Origin of the sequence: Ensifer sp. 22521 (assembly GCF_052044795.1) — a bacterium.
Classification (GTDB): Bacteria; Pseudomonadota; Alphaproteobacteria; order Rhizobiales; family Rhizobiaceae; genus Ensifer.
Genome location: NZ_JBQENM010000019.1, coordinates 71,088 through 93,238 on the forward strand (window position 1 = coordinate 71,088; position 22,151 = coordinate 93,238).

A 22,151-nucleotide genomic window follows, 5' to 3' on the forward strand; every position below is an offset into this window, starting at 1 on the left:
CGGAGTGACCGATGACCCATACCATCCGCGAGAAACAGAAGCTCATCAACCGGGTCCGGCGGCTCCGGGGCCAGATGGAGGCGGTCGAACGGATGCTCGAGGAAGAAAAGGGCTGCGCCGAGGTCATGCAGGTGATCGCCGGCATCCGCGGCGCGGTCAACGGCCTGATGGCGGAGGTTGTCGAGGACCACATCCACATGCATCTGGCCGCGGCCGACCTGTCGCAAAAGGACCGGGATGAAGCCGCGGCGGAACTGGTCGACGTGGTGCGCGCCTATATGAAATAGGCCGGGCGGAAAGGACACTGCCTCCGCCGCCGGAATTAGCGGCATCCCCCGCCAAGCTGCTTCAGGCGCGACGCTCGACGAAGAGCAGGCGACGGACATTGCCCTGACCGCGATCGCCATCGCCACCAAGGTCGTCAATCAGACCGCAAATGCTCACCTCGCCCTTTTCGTCTGAAGAATTGGACCGATGGGAAAATGAGGGTGGCGACATGGCGTTTGATCGCGCCGCAACATCTGGAACGTTCCATTGATCGGAGCTCAGTTCCTTGCCGTGGTTCTCGTATCCTCGGGCACGCCGGAAGGGGACGCTGTTTGCGCCCGTTCTTCGAGCTCGGCTGCGACCCACTCGAGAAACAAGTTGTAAGCGACCGCCAACAGGGTGGGTCCGAGAAAGAGCCCGATCAGCCCAAAGGCAAGCACTCCGCCGACGAGTCCAAACAAGCCGAGCAACACCGGCAGGTTGCTGTTTTGGTTGAGCAGATACGGCCGAAGAAAGTTGTCAATGCTGCTGACGAGCAGGAGCCCCCAGACGGCGACGAAGATCGCCCAGCCCATGGAACCTTGAAACAGCAACCAAAGCGCCACCGGTACCCAGAGAAACGGCGGGCCTCCCGGCACGAATGACAGCGCAAAGGTCAGGCCGCCCAACAATATCGGTTGGGGCACACCGGCGATCCAGAAACCGGTGCCGGCCAGCAAGCCCTGTGCAAGGGCAGTTCCGATCATGCCGTAGACGACACCCTTCACGGTCATACCGATGACCATCAGCAATCTCTTGGCGCGGGGACCGGCAACGCGCTCGCTGATCTGGCGCATGAAGCCGATCATGCGGCGACCATGCAGGAACAAAAAGAAGGTGATGAAGATGCTGAGCGCGAGCTCAAGCAGGACGGCCCCGAGGGCCGCTCCGCCTGCAAGCGCAATATCGGTGACGGGGCCTGTCAGTTTCTTGAGTTCAGCTATGAACGCTGGGGCGTCATGAGCGAGGTTCTCCCAGTAGGTCGCAACGCCTTCGCCAATGATCGGCAGGCCCTTGACCCAGTTGGGCGGCGCCGACGGCCCCTCTTCCAGGACGTGCGCAATCGCTTCGGCAACAGTCTTTATATCGTCCACGAGCGCGGTCACAAGGAACGCAAGGGGTGCTGCCAAGACAAAGACGACCAGCATCGTCATTATCGCCGCGGCAGCTGGGCGATATCCTCCGACGGCACGTTCGCATTGGCGGTAGAGCGGCCAGGTCGAGAAACAGATCACCGCAGCCCACAACAAAGCCGACAGGAAGGGCCAGAGGACCAGGGCGCAACCGATCACCAGCAGGGCAAGCGCGCCGGTACCGAGAACAGGCCCTATCCATCTGCGAGAATCTGACATTGCCCGATCCGCCTCCTCCAGGGGCACCTTTTCACAGACGACACACTCGCCGGATCGAGCAGACGACGAGCCTAGGCCGGCATCCGATGGACTGCCGGCGCAGGACGGATGGCTCAATACCAGCGACCGCGACCGTACCAGCCGCCGCCGCCGAGCAAGAGAACGATGAGAACGATGATGAGTAGTGTGGTGATATCCATTTGGGTCTCCTGGGAGTACCCTGGTTATCGTCGATCAAGATGATGGACGATGCTATTTTTTGCTGTACTCCAACGTAGGATGTAACGCGCCAGATGTGCCTTCGTTCCGGCGCCCAGAGGCGGGCGGCCATAAAGCCGCCCGCCGTCGTTTGGGGTGTTATTTGGCGCGGTGCCAGACGCCGTTGACGCCGTCACCCTTGACGTCGCCAGCCTTCGTGTCTTCGGCATAGGTGTAAAGCGGCTTTCCGTCGTAGGCCCACATCTGCTTGCCGGCGGTGTCCTTGACCAACGACCACTCGCCATCTGCCTTTGCATTCGCTGCGGCGTGGAAGGCCGGCCATTTCTTCAGGCAATCGGCGTCGCAGTTCGACTTGCCCTTGGTGTCCTTGTCGAACGTGTAGAGGGTCATGCCCGTATCCGTGGCCATGACCTTGCCCATCTTCGTGTCGACCATCTTGCCTGGTTCTGCGGCAAAGGCCGTCCATGACGTAGCGGCAGCCACGCCCAATGCGATCAGAAAGGTTTTCATGATTTTTTCCCATCGGGGATGCCGGCGGAATGCCAGTAGTGCCCCGAAGTCTAACACATGCAAACGTGTCGCTTCGATTGCGGTTCCATGAACGCGCGAAGTTGGAGGCGTCTATCGGCTCGGACAAGAGCGGAACCTTGACCGACAACGTCAACCGCCGTGGCGGCTGCCTTGGTGCGGCGGAACTAGCTCTCATCTTCCGGCGCGCGGGGCGGAACCTTTATCGTGCCCCTGCGTATGCCGTCTTTGAGATTGAGAATATCCAGAAGATCATCCGCTTCATCGCGCGGCAAGTTCGACAGCAGAGAGCCGTGAAGAACGACCGGCTGCCCGGTGAAGACATCGACCACCGCCCAGACATTGTTGGCTTCGACCTTGAGACCGTACCGTAGCGTTGCCATGGTTCAGACCAGTCCACAATCGGGGTTCACGACCTGGCCCTGATCCGCCAGATGCGGCATGGCTGAGCGACCATCGGCGTTGCCCTGAGGCGATCTGAAGGCCCAGACAAGGACAACCGACAGGGCAACCAGAAGCAGGCAGAAGACCAAACGGGAGCACATTGCGCCTCTCCTTCTTCGAATGAGATCATCGCGGCCGGGCGTCATCAGGCTTGAGTAAGGAAACGTGCAAGCGCCTTTTGCAAGGTGTCGGCAACCGTTCGGTTCAGGGCCCCTTCGATCGCAGTCTCCAATTCCAAACGATGAGCTTACCACATCCGCAATTGACGCGGGGCTTTATCGAGCGGACAACGGAAAACCGTGATGGAGTGACGGTTGATGAGTCCCGACATCCGGAGAAGCTCCGGCAAGCCCGCCAACAGGAGCGCGCATCCCCGCCAGCAGACACAACCGCCTCAATTGAAACTCAATCGACGCGCTATATTAAGCCAAGTAGATTTGGCCGATGTGGCTTTCGCGGTATCAGAACTTCGAACCGCCCCGATCTCCTAAATTTTCGACAGATACGCAAGCTTCGGTTCCAGTGCTTGGGCCAACGCTTCGTCTCGAAGCACATCTCGCTTCGGGACATCTGTTCGCCCGAGCCAAGCCATCTTTGAGCAGCTGTCCGGCCGACCGTGCCCAAGCACATTTTAAGAGGACTGAGACCATCATGAACACGCTAACGTTCACCAAACGCATCATCCGCAGTCCGCGCGACCAGTCGCCTGTCCACCGTTTTCACGTTGGCCAGCTCGTTCGCTCCAGAGGGGCGCTGACGAGGGAGTCAATTGTCGGAGAAACATATCGCATTACCGCGACGCTGCCGATCCGCGACAATGCGCTCCAGTACCGCATACGCAGCAACGGCGAATGCCATGAGCGGGTAACCGATGAAGGCAATCTCGAACTCGTCAATGCCGGCAACGACACGATCGCACGGGCCGAACGGGCGTTCAGAACTGCACACATCTTGTAAACACCAAGCCAAGCGGTCCGAACAGATCAGCCACAGGAGGCGATCATGAAGTACCACATACCGGCTCAGATCTATCTCTTCGACTATCGTGGTCTGCTTGCCTGGATTGCCCTTTCGCTGGCGATCGCCGTCGTCGTTACCACAATCCTCTTCGGGCGGATCTTGTGATGGCGCGGCGCGAAGATGAATGCACGTCTTCACGCGTCTACCCAGCCGACCCACCGCTGGCCAACTTGGCTTACCGCTAGAAGGATCACACCATGCCACTGAGCTTCCCAAACCAATCCCGAAGCTTCGATGGTGCGAGGAACGCCGTTCGCTTCCTTGGCCACGACGGCATGTTCGAAGTGCCCTTCTATGTCGAGGCGGCGGCTCTGGCCCGTGGCGCGCCCACCCGGACGACCGAGGCGGCCTGCCTCCAGGCATTCGACGCCGCACGCAACTCGATCTACGAAGTCGCAAGGGCAGCCTATGCCAACGGGCGCCGGACAATCTATATCCTCACAGCCGCGGACTTCCGCTAGATCTCGGCCGCTAGATCTCGGAAGGAAACCCGCGGCACCCGCTCGCGCCCAACACCCCTTGGTCTCACAGGATCGCCGCCCTGTTCGGCGACATCACTGTCCACGTCCCCTCTCCCCGCAGGCGGCGACAGGGTGTGGCAACCTCAACTCCGTTGTTGAAATGCGTCCCGCTACTGCATGTTTCCTTTAATCGTACCCGATTAAAGGACAAAAACATGCAGCAATTCAAAGTGCTACAGCGACCTTGGCGCGTCTGATAAGACGCGCGGCGCTGTAGCCTGTGGGCGACGCTGTCGCGACCGCTTGTCGCCAGCGCCTTTGGTATTATTGTTCCGCGAACCACAAACCAGGACCCGTGCATGCGGCACCCGGCAGTTTCACGGATCTGCTGAAATCACCAAGCGACAGGACTTCTCATGAAACTCGGCTTCATCGGCACCGGCGCACTTTCGTCTGCGATCGTCACCGGGCTCAAATCGCTTCCGGGCGAAACCACCCCGGTCGTGCTGTCGCCACGCAACGAAGAGATCGCGGCGGGCCTTGCCGCGCGGTTTCCCGATGTGCGGGTGGCGGCCGACAATCAGGCAGTCCTGGACGATTGCGACACGGTCATGCTTGCCGTCCGGCCACAGATCGCCCGCGAAGTGCTGCCGCTGTTGCGCTTCCGGCCGGATCACCATGTCGTCAGCCTGATCGCGACCTTCTCCTGCAATGAGATCGCCGCCATGGTCGGCCCGGTGAAGCGGGTGACCAAGGCATTGCCGATGCCGATGATCGCGATCCGCCAGGGGCCGACGATCATTTTCCCGCCGGATCCGGAAATGGCAGCGTTTTTCGGCAGGCTCGGCAAGGCGATCGAGGTTGAAAGCGAGAGCGAGTTCGATGTGCTGAGCGTGGCGACGGCCACCTATGCCAGCTACTTCAAATATCTCGAAACGATCCATGGCTGGCTGAAAGACAACGGCGTGGAGGACGCCAAGGGCCGCGACTATGTGGCCTCGCTGTTTGGGGCTTTGGGTCAGGCACCGGCAACGACACCGGATGCCAGCTTCGCGCATCTCGCCGAGGATTACGCGACACGCGGCGGCATCAACGAACAGGTGCTGCGAGAGCTGACGGAGCACGGGACGTTCGAGCGGTTCAAGGAAAGTCTCGGCGGTATTCACCGCCGCATCACCGCGGCTTCATGACGGCAAGGTCCAAACTTCAGAAGCCGAGCTCGATCACGTCGGGAGGAGTCTTGCTGTAATCGGAGTAGCGAATCCAGCGCGGTTCGACCCGGAACACCACGGCACCCTTCTCGACAAACTCTCTTTCGGCCGGAACGCTTTTCACATGCGCTTCCTGGTATCGCTCGAGATCATCGGCGGAGACCTTCGTCGCGTCGCCCTCATATTGAACGGTGATGTTGTTGTCCCAGCCGATGACGAGCGCGATGCGGCTCTGCTCCAAGAGGTTTGCGAACTTGCGGGTATGTTCGAACGTGTCGAACACGATTTCCAGGTCGTCTCGCACCGAGAAATCGATAGCCGCCGCTTCAGGCCTGCCATCCCGGCCGCAGGTCGCGATCACGGCCAAGGTGTGCTGCCTCAAGAAGTCGAGGATCATGCGTCTGGCTTGAATGTCGCCCATTGCTTCATCTTCCCGGATGGCTGGGTGCGTTGCCGGCGGAACGAATTCAGGCTTTCCTGCCAAGCTCAGCTTGACAAGGCGATGGAGGGAGTCAAGGTGATTTCATAGCCATCGGCAACCATGCGGCGAACCATCAGCAGCGCGGCGCCCTTGCCGTGAGGCTATGTTGAAGAAGATCGCCACGCCTGTCGGAGGAGACAGCAGTGAAATTCCTCGAATATCTGCCCTATGCGCTTGGATGTGCGGCCGGCCTGCTTCTGGCTCTGCTGATCGGTGCGGTCTGCAACCTGACGGAAGACGTAGCGCTGCTCGAGTCCGTGGCATTGGTCGTGCTCGGCGGCGGTGTGGCCGAATGGTACTGGAACCAGTTAAGCCGCCGGTAACGGGCGAGCCTGCATATCTTGGCCCTGTTCACGCATGGGGCCGCCATGACCGAAATCGCCAGTCCGAATCAAGCCGCAGGCAAGCGCCCCGGTCGCATCGTCGTGGTCACGGCGGGCGGTGAGAACCCGTGGATCATGATCAATGCGCTCGCCGCGCGCTTTTCCGACATCACCGTCATCGAGGAACAGCCGGAATCGAAAGCTGTGTTCCTGCGCCGCCGCGCCCGCAAGCTCGGCTGGCCGACGGCGCTGGGGCAGCTTGCCACCATGATCGCCTCGCGCTTCGGCAAGCGCTTCACCCGCCGCCGCGCGGAAGAAATCTTCGCCACCTACAAGGTCTCGGGAAAACTCGATTCGTCGATCCCGGTCAAATCCGTGACTTCGATCAACGACGCCGAAACTCTGGTGCACATCCGCGCGCTGGAACCCGGCGTCATCTTCCTCATCAGCTGCCGCATGCTGACGGCCGGGACCCTTGCCGCGATCCCCTGCCCGGTCATCAATTTCCATGCCGGTATCAACCCCACCTATCGCGGCCTGATGGGCGGCTACTGGGCGCTGGTCAGCGACGATGCGGAGAACTTCGGCGCGACCGTGCATCTGGTCGATGCCGGCGTCGACACCGGCGGTGTGCTCCACCAGTCACGCCAAAGGCCGAGCCAAAGCGACACGATGCACACCTATCCGCTGCTGCAGACGGCTGCTTCCACCGATATTGCGATCGCCGCAGTCACAGATGCGCTTGACGGAAATCTGCGGACTGTCGATGTCGCAGGTCCGTCACGACAATGGTTTCACCCGCCCATCTGGACCTGGCTGTGGAACGGGCTCACACGTCGTATCTGGTAAGCGGTGCAAAGGGTTATCGATCCTGTCGCATGCGCGCTAAAAGCCTGAAACTGTGGGCAATCCGCTCCGAACGGCATTGACACGCCCAGCCGCTCGACCGACGCTCGCGCGTCTCCTGAAGCGCGCTCGCGGCGGCTCGTCGCCCAGCGTCGTTTTTGGACATATCCGACGTCGTGGCGAGATGAGCCCGGACGCCTGTACATGCGCATTGTCGCACCTACAGCGCCGCGCGCCTTATCAGACGCGCAAAGGTCGCTGTAGCACTTTGAGTGCTGCATGTTTTTGATCTTTAATCGGCTCAGACTAAAGGAAACATGCAGGGGAGGAGAACGACACCCGATGGCAGATCGCATTATCGTCTACTGGCGCGACATTCCGGCCCAGGTCATCATCAAGAAGGGCCGCACGACGGCAAAACGCGAGCTGTCGCTGCGCTTCACCGAGGCGATCGACATGTGCGCCATGCGCACCGGTGCCGCCGAAACCGACGATTATCTCGCCGAATGGCGCAAGGCTGATCCGGTGCCGGTCTCCGACGAATTGGAAACGGAAGCGGATCAGGCCGCGGCCGAACTCGAAGCGGCCTATGACCGCGAGCGGCTCGTCGCACTGGTCAAGGCCGGAGGCCGCGACAATGGCTGATGCCAAACCTGCAGGCGAACCGAAGATCATGAAGGGCAACGCAGCACCTGGGGCAAAGGCTGCGACCGGCGCCTATACCCCGACCGGGGTTTCTCCGAGCCGCCGGTCGCGCCACAAATATACGGTTCGCCTCTGGGCCGTGCGCAACTCCCGTTTCCTCGAGTGGTTCTACAACCGCTTCGCCGATGTATTCCTGCTCTTGCATCCGCTCTGGAACGCCCTCGGCTACGGCCGGGTCGAGCGACCGATCACCTTCGTCGAGCGTCACGTCAAGGGTTTCCTCTTCGACTGTCGCATGTGCGGCCAGTGCGCGCTGTCTTCAACTGGCATGTCCTGCCCGATGAACTGTCCGAAGCAGCTGCGCAATGGCCCCTGCGGCGGCGTGCGCGCCAACGGCAATTGCGAGGTCGAGCCGGATATGCCCTGCGTCTGGGTGCAGGCCTGGAAGGGCTCGCAGAACATGGAGAAGGGCAATGCGATCATGAACGTGCAGAAGCCGGTCAACCAGTCGCTGCGCGAAACTTCGTCCTGGCTGCGCGTGACGGCGGAAGCCGCAGCGCAGCGTGAAGCGGCATCCAAGGAAGGCCAGGCATGAGCCCCGATATCAATCCCTTCGATCCCGGCGCGCCGCTTGAGCCCCTGCCCGGCCATTCCTCCCGCGGCCGTCTGGAGCGTGTTCTGCGTCGCGGCGAATTTGCCGTCACCGCCGAGCTCAACCCGCCCGACAGCGCCAACCCGCAGGACGTCTACGAACGCGCTGCGGTCTTCGACGGCTGGGTCGACGGCATCAACGCGGTGGATGCATCCGGCGCCAACTGCCACATGTCCTCGGTCGGCATCTGCGCGCTTTTGACCCGCATGGGCTATGCGCCGATCATGCAGATCGCCTGCCGCGACAAGAATCGCATCGCCATCCAGGGCGACGTGCTCGGCGCTTCGGCCATGGGCGTGCAGAACATCATGTGCCTGACCGGCGACGGCGTGCAGGCCGGCGACCAGCCGGGCGCAAAGCCGGTCTTCGACCTCGACTGCATGTCGCTGCTCGAAACCGTGCGCATCATGCGCGACAACTCGAAGTTCCTTTCCGGCCGCAAGCTGACGACGCCGCCGCAGGTGTTCCTCGGCGCCGCCATCAACCCCTTCGCCCCGCCTTACGATTTCCGCCCCTATCGTCTCGCCAAGAAGATCGAGGCCGGCGCGCAGTTCGTGCAGAGCCAGTACTGCTTCGACGTGCCGATGTTCCGCGAATACATGAAGAAGGTGCGCGACCTCGGCTTGCACGAGAAGTGCTATATCCTCGTCGGCGTCGGGCCGATGGCATCGGCCAAGACCGCCCGCTGGATCCGCTCCAACGTTCCGGGCATCCATATCCCCGACAGCGTCATTACCCGCCTGGAAGGCGCGCAGGACCAGAAGAAGGAAGGCAAGCAGCTCTGCATCGACATCATCAACGAGGTGAAGGAGATCGAAGGTGTCTCCGGCATCCACGTGATGGCCTATCGCCAGGAAGAATATGTCGCAGAGATCGTGCATGAATCGGGCGTGCTGAAGGGCCGCCGGCCCTGGAAGCACGAGACGCTGCCTGAGGATGCGCTCGTTGCCGAGCGGCTGGAGCATATTCGCGAAGGCAAGGAAGAAAACCAGCAGGAGATGGCCGAAGCCGCAGCCCATCATCCGCACTGACCAGACCGCAGACAAAACCGGCGCCTATCAGAAGGCGCCTATCATCGACTTCCTGGGCGTGATTACATAGCCCGACGCCAATTGACAAAGGACCCTGCATGACCCGGACCATCGTCGCTTCCGCCACCCGCGAGATCATCATCGGCTTCGACCAGCCGTTCTGCGTCATCGGCGAACGCATCAACCCGACCGGCCGCAAGAAACTCGCCGCCGAAATGATCGAGGGCAACTTCGACACGGTGATCAAGGATGCGCTGGAGCAGGTGGCAGCGGGCGCGACGATGCTCGACGTTAACGCCGGCGTCACCGCCGTCAACCCGAACGAGACCGAGCCGCCGCTGCTCGTCAAGACGCTCGAAATCGTCCAGGGCCTCGTCGATGTACCGCTGGCGATCGACAGCTCCGTCACCGCCGCGATCGAGGCGGCACTGCGCGTTGCCAAGGGCCGCCCGCTGGTCAATTCCGTCACCGGCGAAGAGGAGAAGCTCGAAGCGATTCTGCCGCTCGTCAAGAAATACGACGTACCGGTGGTGGCTATCTCCAACGATGAAACCGGAATCTCGATGGACCCGGACGTGCGCTTCGCCGTCGCCAAGAAGATCGTCGAGCGCGCCCTGGATCACGGCATCAAGCCGCACGACATCGTTGTCGATCCGCTGGTCATGCCGATCGGAGCCCTGGGCGACGCTGGCCGGCAGGTCTTCGCGCTCCTGCGGCGGCTCCGCGAGGAGCTCAAGGTCAACACCACCTGCGGCCTCTCCAACATCTCCTTCGGCCTGCCGCACCGCCACGGCATCAATGCCGGCTTCATCCCGATGGTCATCGGCGCCGGCATGACGTCGGCGATCATGAACCCCTGCCGCCCGCAGGAAATGGAAGCCGTGCGCGCCGCCAACGTTCTGAACGGCACCGATCCGAACTGCACCCACTGGATCAAGACCTATCGCGACCACAAGCCGGCCGAAGGCGGTCACGTCGTTGCGGCCGCACCGGCAGCCGCCAGCGGTGGACGCCGCGGCGGTCGCGCGGCCCGCACCGGCGGTGCGGCAGCGAGCGAGTAGGTTACGCCTTGGGAGGGGGAACGGCATGAGAAGCCATCCGCGTCTCGTCGCCGCCCTCCTCCCGTCGCATTCGCGGTGATACAAACGGGAGCGCTATAACACCGACTTCGGCACCCAACCTCGCAGCACAAGGGATCACCCATGACACGCCGCCTTCGACTCGATGCCGCGACCCTCTGGTTTGAAGCACCCTTCGTCATCGCCGTCCGGCTGCAGGAAATGCAGATGGCGGCGCTTACGGGCAAGTCCCACGACGTAACCGAGCTTCACCGCATGATCTCCGAGAAGATCGCGGCCTCAGCGGAAAGCGTCATGGCCGTGAACATGGCCCTTTGGAAAGCTGCCTTCGACAACACGCTGCGGCTGATGGCCGGCGGCACGGCCTCCGGCCACGGAACGGCGATTGCGTCCGCAGCGCTCAGGCCCTATGGCAAGCGGGTGCGCAGCAACGCCCGGCGTCTGTCGCGCAAGTAGCCTGACCGGCCGCCAAGCCTCACGCCTTAACTGTTTGAAACAGATGCTTCCATGTCGGGATTGGACAACTATCGGGCGGCGTTCCGGTGCAGTCTGAAACCGTTTAGCCGTGCTTCGCTCACCTGTTGAAGCGGACCTGACGAAAGACTAGAGCATGCGCATCGAAGGCACTTCCGAGATCGAGACCAACATGACCGAAGCCGCGCAAAAGGAACCTCTGGTGCTGTTCATGCCTTCGGGCAAACGCGGCCGCTTCCCGGTCGGCACCCCGGTTCTCGATGCCGCCCGCAAGCTCGGCGTCTATGTCGAAAGTGTGTGCGGCGGCCGCGCCACCTGCGGGCGCTGTCAGATCGTGGTGCAGGAAGGTAACTTCGCCAAGCACAAGATCGTTTCCTCCAACGAGCACATCTCGGAAAAGGGCGCCAAGGAAGATCGCTACGAAAAGATTCGCGGCCTGCCCGATGGCCGTCGGCTGTCCTGTTCCGCCCAGATCCTCGGCGACCTCGTCATCGACGTGCCGCAGGATACCGTCATCAACGCGCAGGTCGTGCGCAAGGCCGCGACCGATCGGGTGATCGAGCGCAATGCCGCCGTCCAGCTCTGCTATGTCGAGGTGGACGAGCCCGACATGCACAAGCCGCTCGGCGACCTCGACCGGCTGAAGGTGATGCTGGAAAAGGACTGGGGCTGGAAGGATCTCCTGATTGCCCCGCACCTGATCCCGCAGGTGCAGACCATTCTGCGCAAGGGCAACTGGGCCGTCACCGCCGCCATCCACCGCGACATGGATTCGTCCCGCCCCTTCATCGTCGGCCTGTGGCCGGGCCTGAAGAACGAGGCCTATGGCGTTGCCTGCGACATCGGCTCGACGACGATCGCGATGCATCTGGTGTCGCTGCTCTCGGGCCGCATCGTCGGCTCCTCGGGCGCTTCCAACCCGCAGATCCGCTTCGGCGAGGATCTGATGAGCCGCGTTTCCTATGTGATGATGAACCCGGACGGCCGGGAAGCCATGACCAAGGCGGTGCGCGAGGCGGTCAACGGCCTGATCGGCAAGGTCTGCGCCGAGGGCGAGGTCGACCGCCACGACATTCTCGACATGGTCTTCGTCGGCAACCCGATCATGCACCACCTGTTCCTCGGCATCGACCCGACCGAACTCGGTCAGGCGCCGTTTGCGCTCGCCGTCTCCGGCGCGCTGCAATATTGGGCGCACGAGATCGACATCGACGTCAACCGCGGCGCGCGGCTCTATATGCTGCCCTGCATCGCCGGCCACGTCGGCGCCGATGCGGCGGGTGCCACGCTCGCCGAAGGTCCCTATCGCCAGGACAAGATGATGCTGCTCGTCGATGTCGGCACCAATGCCGAGATCGTGCTCGGCAACAAGGACCGCGTCGTCGCCGCCTCGTCACCGACAGGCCCAGCCTTCGAGGGTGCTGAAATCTCCTCTGGCCAGCGCGCCGCCCCCGGCGCCATCGAGCGCGTGCGCATCGATCCCGAAACGCTGGAACCGCGCTTCCGCGTCATCGGCGTCGACAAATGGTCGGACGAGGACGGTTTTGCCGAAGCTGCGGCCAGCGTCGGCGTGACCGGCATCTGCGGCTCGGCGATCATCGAGATCGTCGCCGAGATGTACCTTTCCGGGATCATCTCGCAGGACGGCGTCGTCGACGGCGCGATGGCGGCAAAAAGCCCGCGCATCATCCCGAACGGCCGCACCTTCTCCTACCTGCTGCACGAGGGCGAGCAGCGCATCACGGTGACGCAGAACGACATCCGCGCCATCCAGCTCGCCAAGGCCGCCCTTTATGCCGGCATCAAGCTGTTGATGGAGAAGCTCGATATCGAGCATGTCGACACCATCCGCTTTGCCGGCGCCTTCGGCTCGTTCATCGACCCGAAATACGCGATGGTGCTGGGGCTCATTCCGGACTGCGACCTCGACGAGGTCAAGGCCGTCGGCAACGCCGCCGGCACCGGCGCGCTGATGGCGCTCTTGAACCGCGGCCACCGTCGCGAGATCGAGCAAACCGTCAGCAAAATCGAGAAGATAGAGACGGCACTTGAATCAAAGTTTCAGGAGCACTTCGTCAACGCCATGGCGATGCCGAACAAGGTCGACGCCTTCCCGAAGCTTTCTGCAGTCGTGACTTTGCCGGAGCGCAAGGTGACGGGCGATGATGGCGAGGGTGGCGGTCGTCGGCGGAGAAGAAGCCGGGAGTAGAGTGAGTCGGTTAAGCTGCCGTCTTCAGACCGTCATCTCAAGGCGCTCATCAGCGTCCTGGGCAGCGGCCCGCCTCGCTCGTCATGAAGCTCGAGCGAGACCGTCTCGAACAGAACCTCGATCGTTACGTCGTTAAAGGATATGAGCCAGAAACGCGGATTGAGGACTTTCCATTTGGCCGCTTCGTCACCGTCCACGACTTCATTGAACGCCCATGGACGGATTGGGTACCTGCACTCCGGCAGCCCATCGACATTCATCGGCGTAATCCGGAAATCGATAACGTCGCCGAACTTGAGAACGACATTACCGCCGCCAGCGCTCGGAGCAGCTTCATAACAGACAAAAGCGCTGAGCCCATCGTAGAGCACAGCGGGATTTGCGACAGTTCCCAACGCGGGAAAAGCCTCCTGCGGTATCGATATCTGCATGATTTGATTGTGGGCACTGTTTCTGTTGACGACGAGATGGTTCCGGTCAGCCGCCACTTTGTCAACTCTTCTGCCGTCTCGCACCGTCTGGAACGCTGCCTGACCTCTTCACCAGACGTGGACACTCGATATTTCGGCTTGCCTTAATTCCGGCGGCGGGCGACGGTCTGATGAATCGTATTCTTTGAACTGGCATCCAAAACCCATGAACGACAAGATTCTCGATACCCTGACCGGCATGTACTTCACCGTCGACGATCCCGATGGCACCTATGGCACCGGCCAGGTGGTCCGTCTCGCCGCCGAAGGCATCTATTTCATTCGCTACGACGGCAACGAGGTGGAGCTGCCGATGGAGCTCGTCTCGCTCGGCGAGATGCTGCAGACCACCGAAGAAGATTACAAGCTCTGGCGGTTCTTCGACACGATCGAGGAACGGGACAAGTGGATCGAATGGCTGGATGCGCCATCAAAGCCACGCGTCGTCACGCTGGTGCGGCCGACACCAACGAAGTAAGGCAGTATCCAACTGTCCTTTGCCGGGTCCAAAAGGGATACCTTGCCCACTGTCTTACCAACCAAAGGCACCCTCGAGGAAAGGCTGACCGGCAAAGTGCTGGTGGCCACCGACATTTCCTTGGACGCGACCACCTTGTTTTTCGAGGATGGCTCCCTGTTGACCGCTTGGACGGAAGTAAAATCGACGGTGTAGCCGTCTTCGGACCAGCTTCGATTCAATCGGTAACGGTTACCGACTAGAAGTTGGTCTTGGAGCTCGACGAGAGACGCGTGACGATCAGCCGAACCCCAAAATGGCCCGGAGTGCTTCCTTCTCGAAGACAGCGATGGGGCTCTCGTCGTCGACAACGGCGCAAGACAACGCGGCCGGCTTCCGCGCCAGCCGCTGCTCAGACGAGGATCAGGTATGGACTTCTTCGAGACAGGTGATCGACGATTCATTCTCGTCCGGGGCAGCGACGTTGAACGTGACGGCATGTATCTCGAGCTGCTGGACGAGGAAACTCAAAGAGCGGTGGCCGAGGTCTTTTACTCGGATGCCTCAGATGCAATGACCTTCACCGCCTATGACGAGGATCTTCCCCTCCGGGCGATAGAACGATTGATTGAACGGGGCAAGGAGCTGCTTGCTCCGACCTCGAGCTTGCGGGCTGCCGGTCGCACCGAGGAGACGGCGGAGCAACCATACGCAGCAAAGCTGCTGACCGAACCGACCAACTACGCTGTCGTTCAGTTGCCGAATCGGCAGTTTCCAGGCGTCGTATTCCAAGGTGACAGCCTGTACGGTTTCATCGTAGGCCTCGAATTCGCGGCCGCCGAGGCTGCCCCCCTCGAAAGGTCGGCGGCACTCGCAGATGTAATCGAGCGTCTAAACGCAATCCGCGCTTACTACGAAGCTGTCTTGAGCGGCGCCGGTATCCGGCGCCCGGACTGAGTGCAGGTTTCCTCTCACCCGGCCTTCACCGCAAACGCCCCGAGCAATCCCGCCCAACCGCCTTCGGAATCGAGCGAGGTGCGCGCCTCTTCCGCCTTGGCGTCGTAGTTCGCGAGGTCGCGATGCTCCAGCCGCACGGTCGTTCCGCCATCGGCCGTCGGTTCGAAAGTCACCTCCACCTCGGTCCGGAAATCCGGATCGAAGGCCCAGTCAGCATTGAGTTGCCAGGCAAAGAGGATGCGCTTCGGCGGCGCGCAGGCGAGCACCCTGCCCCAGTCCTTCTCCTCGCCGGATTGGCCAATCTCATACCAGCGGCCGCCGGCGGGCTCGACGACGACGGTTCTCTGGCGGCGGACGAAGGCGGCCACACGGCCGCATCGATGGCCATCAAGGCTTCGAACCCATGGCCACCGTCAAGCAGGCGTGCTGATCAGTAATACGGCGACACGCATTCCTGGCGCGGCCCGTAATAGGGCTGGAAAGTGTTGTCGTAGGCGTTGTACGAGCGGTAGCGGTCATAGCACCATTCGACATGCGCAGACGGCGCGTTGGAATAGACCCTGCGAGGTGGCTGCGCGATCGCGCCACCGATAACCACTCCTGCCCCGAATGCCGCCAGAGGATACCACCATCCGTCACTGTGCCGACGGTAACCGTCGCGACGGTAGCGGTAGCCCTCGTAGCCATTGTAATAGCCGTATCGTGGAGCCGCATTGTAACGGTTGCCGCCGTAACGGTAGCCGTTATACCCGCGTTTGTGCGGCGGTCCGCCGTAATGACCTGGCTTGTGGTGGATCAACTCGACAGGCTGGGAAACTGACTGCCCCACCGAAACGGGAGACATGGGCACGGCCTGCGCCGAGACCGCCGACAGTGCCGTAGCCGCGGCTACGAGTACTGCACCTATTCTTTTCATGGCATCGTCCAACTGTTGTTCGTCGGGTCATTTTCCGGCACCCGTCATGAACCTCGGATGAACGTGCGCAGCTTGGCGCAGCGTCGAACCTCAAAGCGGCGGGAGCCCATGACCAGATGAAGATCATCATTCCGTAGTGGGCCAACAAAAAAGGCCGGGGCGAAACCGCACCGACCTTCCTCATCATCGCTCTTACACCAGTGCCAGTACATCCGTGGTCAAAAGTCTAATGCGACGCGGCGATTGCGAGCGGCGAGAATTTTCAGCGCTCATAAGCAATACCGATGGCCGGGTGTATACGGGGCGATTGTGTTCGAAACAAGGTTGGAAGCGCGCCGCCCTCGATGCGACGCCAAACCAACCGGGCTCGACACTTCACCCCACCTTCGCCGCAAACGCTGCGAGCAGCCCTGCCCAGCCACCGTCGGAATCAAGCGAAGCACGGGCCACCTCCGCCTTCGCGCCGTAGTTGGCGAGGTCGCGATGTTCGAGCCGCACGGTGGTGCCGCCTTCCGGCGTGGGTTCGAAGGTCACCTCCACCTCGGTTGCGAAATCGGTATCGAAGGTCCATTCGGCATTGAGCTGCCAGGCGAAGAGGATCCGCTTCGGCGGCTCATAGGCGAGCACCCGCCCCCAGTCCTTTTCCTCGCCCGAGGTGCCCACCTCATACCAACGGCCGCCGGCGGCGGGCTCGACGATAACAGCCCTCTGGCCGCTCGCCGTCAGGCTGTGGGTCTTCAGCCACCAGTCGCCCATGCGCGCGACGAAGATCTCGAAGGCGCGCTCCGGTGGAGCGTTGACGGTTACGGATTTGCGCACAGGCGCCGGCTCGATCATATGCATATCCTTTCCTCCCGTTACTGGCGTGGTCGCGGCGGAGGCGTGTCGACGGTAGGACTTCCGTCCCCTATCGCTCCGGTTCCCTCGGCTCAGTTCCCGAAGCCTCGTCGCTGTCGGCCAGCGCCTTAAAGGCGGCTAGCTGACCCTCCCAGAAGCGGTCCAGCCATTGCCTGAGCGGCCCGAGGCCCGCCGGATCGATCGAATAGATGCGCCTCTGGCCCTGAGGCTCGTCGGTGACCAGCCCCGCCTCCTTCAGCACCTTCAGATGCTGGGAGATCGCCGGCTGCGAGACCGGCAGGGACCGGGCAACCTCGGCGACCGACGAGCGACCGGCCGCGAGTTTCTCGAAGATCGCCCGGCGCGTCGGGTCTGCGAGCGCAGTGAGCACTTTTCCTTCATAAGCCATGACTTATCATAAGGCGCTACTTATGAGAGTCAACCGCTAGCGCCGCCACGCAAAAGCGCCGCGCGTTCGGCGGAACACGCGGCGCTTGGGTTGAGAGCGGTGGCGGACCGCCTTATTGCGGCGTCAGGTCGAAGCCGAACCACTTTTCGGACAGGCGCTTGATGGTGCCATCGGCCTTGGCTGCGGCGATGGCGTCGTCGAACAGCGCCTTCAGCTCGGTATCGCTCTTGCGCAGACCGACGGAGCTGCCGGCGCCGAGGAAGCCGCCCTGGAAACGCGGGCCGACGATGACCATGTCGCTATTGGCCGGCTTTTCGACCGCGGTCTTCAGATAGCCCATCGATGCCATGACGAAATCGACGCGGCCGGCGACGAGATCGAGGTCGTGCTGCTCGGTCGTCTTGTACTCGCGCACCTCGACGACGTCCTTCAGGTATTCGTCGATGAAGCGCGCGGCGATCGAGGCGGTCTGGACGCCGACGGTCTTGCCTTCGACCAGCGGCTTCAATTCATCGACCGCCTTGCGCGCGCCGGCCTCGTTGGAGGCGAGCGAGAACAGTTCGCCCTTCATCGGCAGCGTTTCCAGATCGCCGCCCTTCAGCGTGGCAAAGGCCTGGCCGGTGCTGCCGTAGGACATCGAGAAGTCGATGACTTCCTTGCGCTTTTCGGTCGCCGACATGCCGGCCATGATCGCGTCGAACTTACCGGCGTTGAGCGCCGGGATCAGGCCGTCGAAGGACTGCGCGATGATGGTGCACTCGACCTTCATATGCTCGCAGAGATATTTGCTGAGCTCGATCTCGTAGCCGTCGAGCGTGCCGTCCGCCTTCGTCAGGTTATAGGGCGGAAAGGCGCCTTCGGTGGCGATCGTGATCTTGGTCCACTTCTTGTCTTCGGCCTGAGCCGGCATGGACATCAGCCCCGCGGCAACGGCAAGCGCCGAAGCCATGATTGCGGTCATCTTTTTCATTACAGCATTCCCCTTTTTGTGGATGTTGATTGGTTTGGTTGTTGGTAATCGGTCTGCAGCTCGCGGCAGATCTCAACTCTTGATGAACTGGCGGAAGCGTTCGGACTTCGAACGGGTGAAGACCTCGTGCGGCGGTCCCTCCTCCTCGATCGTTCCCTTGTGCACGAACACGACGCGGCTCGAGACGTCGCGGGCAAAGCCCATCTCATGGGTCACCACCAGCATGGTCCGCCCTTCCTCGGCGAGCCCCCGCATGACGCGCAGCACCTCGCCCACCAGTTCCGGGTCGAGCGCCGAGGTGGGTTCGTCGAACAGCATCGCCTTCGGGCGCATGGCAAGCGCGCGGGCGATCGCCGCGCGCTGCTGCTGGCCGCCGGAGAGATGCGAGGGATAGTGGTTGCGCTTGTCGGCGATGCCGACCTTGGCAAGCAGCGCTTCGGCTTCCTCGATCGCTTCCGCCCGCGGGCGCTTCAGCACATGCACCGGCGCCTCGATGAGGTTTTCAAGCACGGTCTTGTGGGACCAGAGGTTGAAGCTCTGGAACACCATGCCGAGTTCGGAGCGGATGCGGTCCACCTGCTTCTGATCGGCCGGACGGCTGCGTCCGTCGCTCAGCGTCTTCAGCCGGATCGCCTCGCCGGCAACCTCGATCGTTCCCGAATTCGGCACCTCCAACATGTTGATGCAGCGAAGCAGCGTCGACTTGCCCGAACCGGAGGATCCGAGAATGGAAATCACTTCGCCCTCGCGCGCGTCGAGCGACACGCCTTTCAGGACTTCGACGGGGCCGAAGCTCTTGTGAAGATCGTGCACGCGGATGGCAACCGGTGCGGTGACGGCGGCGGACATGTTCAATGGGCTTCTCCCTTGAGTTCGGCGGAGATCGCCAGCGGCGCGCGCAGTTGCGGGCTCAGCCTGTGTTCAGCGAAAGCGACGAGCCGGGTCAGCGCGAAATTGATGGCGAGATAGATGACCCCCGCGACGACGAAGACCTCGATCACCCGGTAGCTCTCCGAAATGAGCTTGGCGGCGACGCCGGTGATTTCCATCAGCGTGATGATCGAGGCGAGCGAGGTCGCCTTGACCATCGAGATCATCTCGTTGCCGTAGCCGGGCAGCGCCTGGCGAAGCGCCTGTGGCATGACGATACGGCGGAAGATCATGAAGCGACCCATGCCACAGGCCCGCGCCGCCTCGACCTGGCCGTGCGGCACCGAAAGCAGCCCGCCGCGGATGATCTCGCTGGCATAGGCGGCCGTGTTCAGCATCAGCGCCAGCACCGCGCACCAGTAGGGTTCACGGAGTATCGGCCAGAAAATGCTGTGGCGCACGGCCGGAAACTGGCTGAGACCGTAATAGATCAGGAAGATCTGCACGAGCAGCGGCGTTCCGCGAAACAGGAACACATAGACGCGGGCAAAGAGATCGAGCGCGAGAATGCCGGACAGACGCGATAGCGCCAGCCCCAGGGCCAGTACCGAGCCGAGCACGATCGACGTCGCGGCAAGCTCCAGCGTCAGCGGCAGGGCCGCCGCCAAGCTCCAGAAGGTTTCGAGGGCAAATTTGATATCCATCAGCCCCTCCTGACGCCGCGCGAGAACCGGCGCTCGGTGACCTGAAGAACGAGGCCCGAGACCGTGGAAATGGCGAGATAGATCATCGCCGCGATAAAGAAGAAATCGAACGGGCGGCTGGTCGATCCGGCGCCGATCTGTGCCTGGCGCAGCAGTTCGACGACGCCCGTAACCGAGACCAGCGCCGATTCCTTCAGCACCACCTGCCAGACATTGCCGAGCCCGGGCAGCGCATAACGCAGCGTCAGCGGCGCGGTGATGCGGCGGAACTTGAGGAGCCGTCCCATGCCGCAGGCGGTCGCCGCCTCCAGTTCGCCCGGATGGACGGCACGAAAGGCGCCGCGATAGACCTCGGTCTGCTGCGCGCCCGAGGTGATGCCGACCGCAAGCGCGCCGGCGATGAAGCCCGGGAAACTGACGAAACCCTCCGCTCCGAACAATTGGCCGACGGCGGTCACCACGGCGCTGCCGCCGAAATAGAAGAGGTAGATGACCAGCAGGTCGGGAATGCCGCGAAGGACGGTGGTGTAGGCCTCGGCGCAGCCTCGGATGAGCGGGCCGCCAGCAATCTTCGCCCAGGCACCGAAGGTGCCGATGACGCCGCCGATCGCAAAGCCTGCGATCGCGATCAGGATCGTCATCCACGCGCCGGCCGCAAGCGCCGGCCCCCAGCCGTCAGGCCCGAAGCTGATGATGTCAAGGAAACCGGGCTCAGTCATCGCAGCGCCTCCCTTCGCTTGTCGATCGATGACTTAACCATGGCTGCGCCCGGGGATCGGCGGGTCGACATCATCAGGGATGGGATTGACGAAGGGCGTGCCCTCGAGCCGCGCCGCATGGTCGGCCTTGGCGGCGGCAATCAGCGCCGGATCGAGGATCAGTTCGACCGCCGTGCTCGCCATCACCTTGGCAGCATGCTCCATGCCCTTGTGGGCGGCCGGAAGCTTGCCTTGCGCGACCAGCTGCCAGGAGTGGCCGGGCGTGCCGATCGCGTACGTTGCGCCGCGCATCTGCACCGTCGGCACCACCCAGCTGACCGTTCCGACATCGGTGGAGCCGACGAGGGTTCCGGCGCCGTTTTCCGGCGGGAAGATCGTGTCGCAGAGGGAAATGCCGCGGCGTAGCCTCAGGCCGAACCGCTCGAAGGCAGAGGCGATATCCTCGCCGGTAAAGGTCTCCTGGAATTTTGCCGCCATCCTGCGGTCGTCCTCATCGAACTCAGGCGGCCCCAGATGCTCGAGCTGGCGATGCATCAGCGCCTCGAGCGGCGTGTTGCCGATCAGGTTGGCGTCACCGCTGACGATCTCGTCCGTGACCGTCGTTCCCGTCATCAGCGCCGCACCCTTCGCCACGCTGCGGACGCGTTCGACGAGGTCAAGTAGCTCCGGCAGGCTGCGGGCGCGAACGAGATAGCGCGCCTTCGCGCGGGCCTGGACCACGTTGGGCGCATTGCCGCCCGTATCCGTCACCGCATAGTGGATCCGCGCCGACGACGGCATGTGCTCACGCAGATAGTTGACCCCGACATTCATCAGTTCAAGCGCATCCAGCGCACTGCGGCCGAGATGCGGTGCTGCCGACGCATGCGACGCCCGACCGCTGAAGCGGAAGTCGAGCTCGTTGCAGGCAAGCGAGATCGGGTTGTTGACACCGGCAAAGGGTGCCGGATGCCAGGAAATGGCGATGTCGACATCGTCGAACACGCCGGCACGCACCATGAAGCCCTTGGACGAGCCGCCCTCTTCCGCCGGACAGCCGTAATAGCGGACCCGGCCCTTGATGCCGTTGGCAGCGAGATAGTCCTTGACCGCGGTGGCCGCCATCATCGAACCGGCACCGAGCAGATTGTGGCCGCAGCCGTGGCCGTTGCCGCCTTCGGTGAGCGGCCGCTCCTCGGCAAGGCCGGCCTCCTGGCTCAATCCCGGCAGCGCATCGAACTCGCCGAGAATGGCGATGACCGGTCCGCCCTCGCCCGCCTCGCCCATGACCGCCGTCGGCATGCCGGCAATGCCACGCGACACGCGGAAACCCTCGGCCTCCAGGAGGCGCGCATGCTCGGCCGACGAGCGAAACTCCTCGTAGTTGGTTTCCGGCGTATCCCAGACCCGGTCGCTGAGCACGAAAAACCGCTCGCGCTTGGCTTCGAGGAGGTCCCAGACGGCATCGGCATTTTTCATCGTTTACTAACTTCCGCAACAATAGTAACCAGAATTGGCGCCAATTTATGATAACATTTTTGGATTCACAAGAGGGTCATGAAACATTTCCACCGATGTGCAC

General features: G+C 62.3%; 29 protein-coding genes and 1 pseudogene. 16 read left to right on the plus strand and 14 right to left on the minus strand.

The window, feature by feature from the left end:
- Positions 1 to 11 precede the first annotated feature (11 nt).
- Positions 12 to 287 carry a metal/formaldehyde-sensitive transcriptional repressor gene (locus ACTJKE_RS25330; protein ID WP_043619696.1) on the plus strand — a complete coding sequence of 92 codons (276 nt, stop codon included), beginning with the start codon at positions 12 to 14 and terminating at the stop codon, positions 285 to 287.
- A 258-nt stretch (positions 288 to 545) separates the two neighbouring features.
- Here the strand turns inward: ACTJKE_RS25330 and ACTJKE_RS25335 are convergent, their stop codons facing one another.
- Both ACTJKE_RS25335 and ACTJKE_RS25340 read right to left on the minus strand, forming a co-directional pair.
- Positions 546 to 1,658: an AI-2E family transporter gene (locus tag ACTJKE_RS25335; RefSeq protein ID WP_440692785.1), complete on the minus strand. Its 1,113-nt coding sequence runs from the start codon at positions 1,656 to 1,658 to the stop codon at positions 546 to 548.
- A 357-nt stretch (positions 1,659 to 2,015) separates the two neighbouring features.
- Positions 2,016 to 2,387 carry a COG4315 family predicted lipoprotein gene (locus ACTJKE_RS25340; protein ID WP_057254125.1) on the minus strand — a complete coding sequence of 124 codons (372 nt, stop codon included), beginning with the start codon at positions 2,385 to 2,387 and terminating at the stop codon, positions 2,016 to 2,018.
- Positions 2,388 to 2,524: 137 nt separating this feature from the next.
- Between ACTJKE_RS25340 and ACTJKE_RS25345 the strand changes: the two genes are divergently transcribed.
- Positions 2,525 to 2,779, plus strand: a complete 255-nt coding sequence (locus ACTJKE_RS25345; RefSeq protein ID WP_143032969.1) for a hypothetical protein — start codon at positions 2,525 to 2,527, stop codon at positions 2,777 to 2,779.
- Positions 2,780 to 2,791: 12 nt separating this feature from the next.
- Here ACTJKE_RS25345 and ACTJKE_RS25350 read toward each other — a convergent pair whose 3' ends face one another.
- Entirely contained in the window at positions 2,792 to 2,950 is a 159-nt protein-coding gene (locus tag ACTJKE_RS25350; protein ID WP_440692788.1) for a hypothetical protein, read from the minus strand.
- A 550-nt stretch (positions 2,951 to 3,500) separates the two neighbouring features.
- On the opposite strand from ACTJKE_RS25350, the gene ACTJKE_RS25355 reads away from it, so the two are divergent.
- The 4 genes from ACTJKE_RS25355 to ACTJKE_RS25370 all read left to right on the plus strand — a co-directional run bounded on the left by ACTJKE_RS25355 (position 3,501) and on the right by ACTJKE_RS25370 (position 5,520).
- On the plus strand, positions 3,501 to 3,806 hold the full coding sequence (locus tag ACTJKE_RS25355; protein ID WP_440692790.1) for a hypothetical protein: 306 nt from the start codon (positions 3,501 to 3,503) through the stop codon (positions 3,804 to 3,806).
- 45 nt (positions 3,807 to 3,851) lie between these two features.
- Positions 3,852 to 3,974, plus strand: coding sequence for a hypothetical protein (locus ACTJKE_RS25360; RefSeq protein ID WP_093234627.1), 123 nt, complete (start codon positions 3,852 to 3,854; stop codon positions 3,972 to 3,974).
- A gap of 92 nt (positions 3,975 to 4,066) precedes the next feature.
- Entirely contained in the window at positions 4,067 to 4,330 is a 264-nt protein-coding gene (locus tag ACTJKE_RS25365; RefSeq protein ID WP_057254121.1) for a DUF1488 domain-containing protein, read from the plus strand.
- Between the two features lie 416 nt (positions 4,331 to 4,746).
- On the plus strand, positions 4,747 to 5,520 hold the full coding sequence (locus tag ACTJKE_RS25370; RefSeq protein ID WP_058323486.1) for a pyrroline-5-carboxylate reductase: 774 nt from the start codon (positions 4,747 to 4,749) through the stop codon (positions 5,518 to 5,520).
- Positions 5,521 to 5,536: 16 nt separating this feature from the next.
- On the opposite strand, the gene ACTJKE_RS25375 is transcribed toward ACTJKE_RS25370, so the two are convergent.
- Positions 5,537 to 5,962: a pyridoxamine 5'-phosphate oxidase family protein gene (locus tag ACTJKE_RS25375; RefSeq protein ID WP_440692792.1), complete on the minus strand. Its 426-nt coding sequence runs from the start codon at positions 5,960 to 5,962 to the stop codon at positions 5,537 to 5,539.
- Positions 5,963 to 6,165: 203 nt separating this feature from the next.
- Here ACTJKE_RS25375 and ACTJKE_RS25380 point away from each other — a divergent pair, with 203 nt between their 5' ends.
- From ACTJKE_RS25380 to ACTJKE_RS25415, 8 genes are all read left to right on the plus strand, one after another.
- Positions 6,166 to 6,345, plus strand: coding sequence for a hypothetical protein (locus tag ACTJKE_RS25380; protein ID WP_058327025.1), 180 nt, complete (start codon positions 6,166 to 6,168; stop codon positions 6,343 to 6,345).
- A 45-nt stretch (positions 6,346 to 6,390) separates the two neighbouring features.
- Positions 6,391 to 7,194 carry a formyl transferase gene (locus ACTJKE_RS25385; protein WP_440692794.1) on the plus strand — a complete coding sequence of 268 codons (804 nt, stop codon included), beginning with the start codon at positions 6,391 to 6,393 and terminating at the stop codon, positions 7,192 to 7,194.
- A 339-nt stretch (positions 7,195 to 7,533) separates the two neighbouring features.
- Complete coding sequence (locus ACTJKE_RS25390; protein ID WP_065376561.1) at positions 7,534 to 7,836, plus strand: virulence factor; 303 nt, start codon at positions 7,534 to 7,536, stop codon at positions 7,834 to 7,836.
- A complete protein-coding gene (locus tag ACTJKE_RS25395) occupies positions 7,829 to 8,431 on the plus strand; it encodes a methylenetetrahydrofolate reductase C-terminal domain-containing protein (RefSeq protein ID WP_093234630.1) in 603 nt (200 codons plus the stop codon). Before ACTJKE_RS25390 ends, ACTJKE_RS25395 begins: the two co-directional genes overlap by 8 nt.
- Entirely contained in the window at positions 8,428 to 9,519 is a 1,092-nt protein-coding gene (locus ACTJKE_RS25400) for a methylenetetrahydrofolate reductase (RefSeq protein WP_057254108.1), read from the plus strand. The genes ACTJKE_RS25395 and ACTJKE_RS25400 overlap by 4 nt, the downstream gene beginning before the upstream one ends.
- Positions 9,520 to 9,617: 98 nt before the next feature.
- Entirely contained in the window at positions 9,618 to 10,580 is a 963-nt protein-coding gene (locus ACTJKE_RS25405; protein WP_057254106.1) for a methyltetrahydrofolate cobalamin methyltransferase, read from the plus strand.
- A gap of 141 nt (positions 10,581 to 10,721) precedes the next feature.
- Positions 10,722 to 11,054, plus strand: coding sequence for a hypothetical protein (locus ACTJKE_RS25410; protein ID WP_057254103.1), 333 nt, complete (start codon positions 10,722 to 10,724; stop codon positions 11,052 to 11,054).
- Between the two features lie 154 nt (positions 11,055 to 11,208).
- Entirely contained in the window at positions 11,209 to 13,281 is a 2,073-nt protein-coding gene (locus tag ACTJKE_RS25415; RefSeq protein WP_440692797.1) for an ASKHA domain-containing protein, read from the plus strand.
- A gap of 32 nt (positions 13,282 to 13,313) precedes the next feature.
- On the opposite strand, the gene ACTJKE_RS25420 is transcribed toward ACTJKE_RS25415, so the two are convergent.
- Positions 13,314 to 13,769 carry a hypothetical protein gene (locus ACTJKE_RS25420; RefSeq protein WP_245299211.1) on the minus strand — a complete coding sequence of 152 codons (456 nt, stop codon included), beginning with the start codon at positions 13,767 to 13,769 and terminating at the stop codon, positions 13,314 to 13,316.
- Positions 13,770 to 13,917: 148 nt separating this feature from the next.
- Here ACTJKE_RS25420 and ACTJKE_RS25425 point away from each other — a divergent pair, with 148 nt between their 5' ends.
- Positions 13,918 to 14,229 (plus strand): hypothetical protein, encoded by a 312-nt coding sequence (locus ACTJKE_RS25425; protein WP_057254099.1) that lies wholly within the window; start codon positions 13,918 to 13,920, stop codon positions 14,227 to 14,229.
- Between the two features lie 408 nt (positions 14,230 to 14,637).
- Positions 14,638 to 15,165, plus strand: a complete 528-nt coding sequence (locus tag ACTJKE_RS25430) for a DUF6959 family protein (RefSeq protein ID WP_440692799.1) — start codon at positions 14,638 to 14,640, stop codon at positions 15,163 to 15,165.
- A 14-nt stretch (positions 15,166 to 15,179) separates the two neighbouring features.
- Here the strand turns inward: ACTJKE_RS25430 and ACTJKE_RS25435 are convergent.
- From ACTJKE_RS25435 to ACTJKE_RS25475, 9 genes and pseudogenes are all read right to left on the minus strand, one after another.
- Positions 15,180 to 15,512, minus strand: a pseudogene (locus tag ACTJKE_RS25435) (SRPBCC domain-containing protein); the annotation flags it as partial.
- An 83-nt stretch (positions 15,513 to 15,595) separates the two neighbouring features.
- Positions 15,596 to 16,081, minus strand: coding sequence for a BA14K family protein (locus ACTJKE_RS25440; RefSeq protein ID WP_082616076.1), 486 nt, complete (start codon positions 16,079 to 16,081; stop codon positions 15,596 to 15,598).
- A gap of 375 nt (positions 16,082 to 16,456) precedes the next feature.
- Positions 16,457 to 16,924 carry an SRPBCC family protein gene (locus ACTJKE_RS25445; protein ID WP_113737621.1) on the minus strand — a complete coding sequence of 156 codons (468 nt, stop codon included), beginning with the start codon at positions 16,922 to 16,924 and terminating at the stop codon, positions 16,457 to 16,459.
- A gap of 64 nt (positions 16,925 to 16,988) precedes the next feature.
- A complete protein-coding gene (locus ACTJKE_RS25450; RefSeq protein WP_440692802.1) occupies positions 16,989 to 17,327 on the minus strand; it encodes an ArsR/SmtB family transcription factor in 339 nt (112 codons plus the stop codon).
- A 112-nt stretch (positions 17,328 to 17,439) separates the two neighbouring features.
- Positions 17,440 to 18,297: a transporter substrate-binding domain-containing protein gene (locus ACTJKE_RS25455; protein ID WP_440692804.1), complete on the minus strand. Its 858-nt coding sequence runs from the start codon at positions 18,295 to 18,297 to the stop codon at positions 17,440 to 17,442.
- A 72-nt stretch (positions 18,298 to 18,369) separates the two neighbouring features.
- Complete coding sequence (locus tag ACTJKE_RS25460; RefSeq protein ID WP_440692864.1) at positions 18,370 to 19,146, minus strand: ABC transporter ATP-binding protein; 777 nt, start codon at positions 19,144 to 19,146, stop codon at positions 18,370 to 18,372.
- A 2-nt stretch (positions 19,147 to 19,148) separates the two neighbouring features.
- Positions 19,149 to 19,871, minus strand: coding sequence for an ABC transporter permease (locus ACTJKE_RS25465; protein ID WP_440692806.1), 723 nt, complete (start codon positions 19,869 to 19,871; stop codon positions 19,149 to 19,151).
- The gene (locus ACTJKE_RS25470; protein WP_440692808.1) at positions 19,871 to 20,590 is read right to left on the minus strand and encodes an ABC transporter permease; all 720 of its coding nucleotides are present in this window, start codon (positions 20,588 to 20,590) and stop codon (positions 19,871 to 19,873) included. The genes ACTJKE_RS25465 and ACTJKE_RS25470 overlap by 1 nt, the downstream gene beginning before the upstream one ends.
- A gap of 33 nt (positions 20,591 to 20,623) precedes the next feature.
- Positions 20,624 to 22,048 (minus strand): M20 family metallopeptidase, encoded by a 1,425-nt coding sequence (locus tag ACTJKE_RS25475; protein ID WP_440692810.1) that lies wholly within the window; start codon positions 22,046 to 22,048, stop codon positions 20,624 to 20,626.
- Between the last annotated feature and the right edge of the window lie 103 nt (positions 22,049 to 22,151).

Coding starts and splice junctions, on each gene's coding strand:
- ACTJKE_RS25370 (WP_058323486.1), top strand. CDS start 4,747: ATGAAACTCGGCTTCATCGGCACCGGCGCACTTTCGTCTGCGATCGTC.
- ACTJKE_RS25430 (WP_440692799.1), top strand. CDS start 14,638: ATGGACTTCTTCGAGACAGGTGATCGACGATTCATTCTCGTCCGGGGC.
- ACTJKE_RS25355 (WP_440692790.1), top strand. CDS start 3,501: ATGAACACGCTAACGTTCACCAAACGCATCATCCGCAGTCCGCGCGAC.
- ACTJKE_RS25425 (WP_057254099.1), top strand. CDS start 13,918: ATGAACGACAAGATTCTCGATACCCTGACCGGCATGTACTTCACCGTC.
- ACTJKE_RS25335 (WP_440692785.1), bottom strand. CDS start 1,658: ATGTCAGATTCTCGCAGATGGATAGGGCCTGTTCTCGGTACCGGCGCG.
- ACTJKE_RS25365 (WP_057254121.1), top strand. CDS start 4,067: ATGCCACTGAGCTTCCCAAACCAATCCCGAAGCTTCGATGGTGCGAGG.
- ACTJKE_RS25465 (WP_440692806.1), bottom strand. CDS start 19,871: ATGGATATCAAATTTGCCCTCGAAACCTTCTGGAGCTTGGCGGCGGCC.
- ACTJKE_RS25405 (WP_057254106.1), top strand. CDS start 9,618: ATGACCCGGACCATCGTCGCTTCCGCCACCCGCGAGATCATCATCGGC.
- ACTJKE_RS25410 (WP_057254103.1), top strand. CDS start 10,722: ATGACACGCCGCCTTCGACTCGATGCCGCGACCCTCTGGTTTGAAGCA.
- ACTJKE_RS25385 (WP_440692794.1), top strand. CDS start 6,391: ATGACCGAAATCGCCAGTCCGAATCAAGCCGCAGGCAAGCGCCCCGGT.
- ACTJKE_RS25375 (WP_440692792.1), bottom strand. CDS start 5,962: ATGGGCGACATTCAAGCCAGACGCATGATCCTCGACTTCTTGAGGCAG.
- ACTJKE_RS25340 (WP_057254125.1), bottom strand. CDS start 2,387: ATGAAAACCTTTCTGATCGCATTGGGCGTGGCTGCCGCTACGTCATGG.
- ACTJKE_RS25350 (WP_440692788.1), bottom strand. CDS start 2,950: ATGTGCTCCCGTTTGGTCTTCTGCCTGCTTCTGGTTGCCCTGTCGGTT.
- ACTJKE_RS25450 (WP_440692802.1), bottom strand. CDS start 17,327: ATGGCTTATGAAGGAAAAGTGCTCACTGCGCTCGCAGACCCGACGCGC.
- ACTJKE_RS25475 (WP_440692810.1), bottom strand. CDS start 22,048: ATGAAAAATGCCGATGCCGTCTGGGACCTCCTCGAAGCCAAGCGCGAG.
- ACTJKE_RS25470 (WP_440692808.1), bottom strand. CDS start 20,590: ATGACTGAGCCCGGTTTCCTTGACATCATCAGCTTCGGGCCTGACGGC.
- ACTJKE_RS25440 (WP_082616076.1), bottom strand. CDS start 16,081: ATGAAAAGAATAGGTGCAGTACTCGTAGCCGCGGCTACGGCACTGTCG.
- ACTJKE_RS25360 (WP_093234627.1), top strand. CDS start 3,852: ATGAAGTACCACATACCGGCTCAGATCTATCTCTTCGACTATCGTGGT.
- ACTJKE_RS25415 (WP_440692797.1), top strand. CDS start 11,209: ATGCGCATCGAAGGCACTTCCGAGATCGAGACCAACATGACCGAAGCC.
- ACTJKE_RS25455 (WP_440692804.1), bottom strand. CDS start 18,297: ATGAAAAAGATGACCGCAATCATGGCTTCGGCGCTTGCCGTTGCCGCG.
- ACTJKE_RS25445 (WP_113737621.1), bottom strand. CDS start 16,924: ATGCATATGATCGAGCCGGCGCCTGTGCGCAAATCCGTAACCGTCAAC.
- ACTJKE_RS25400 (WP_057254108.1), top strand. CDS start 8,428: ATGAGCCCCGATATCAATCCCTTCGATCCCGGCGCGCCGCTTGAGCCC.
- ACTJKE_RS25330 (WP_043619696.1), top strand. CDS start 12: ATGACCCATACCATCCGCGAGAAACAGAAGCTCATCAACCGGGTCCGG.
- ACTJKE_RS25395 (WP_093234630.1), top strand. CDS start 7,829: ATGGCTGATGCCAAACCTGCAGGCGAACCGAAGATCATGAAGGGCAAC.
- ACTJKE_RS25390 (WP_065376561.1), top strand. CDS start 7,534: ATGGCAGATCGCATTATCGTCTACTGGCGCGACATTCCGGCCCAGGTC.
- ACTJKE_RS25460 (WP_440692864.1), bottom strand. CDS start 19,146: ATGTCCGCCGCCGTCACCGCACCGGTTGCCATCCGCGTGCACGATCTT.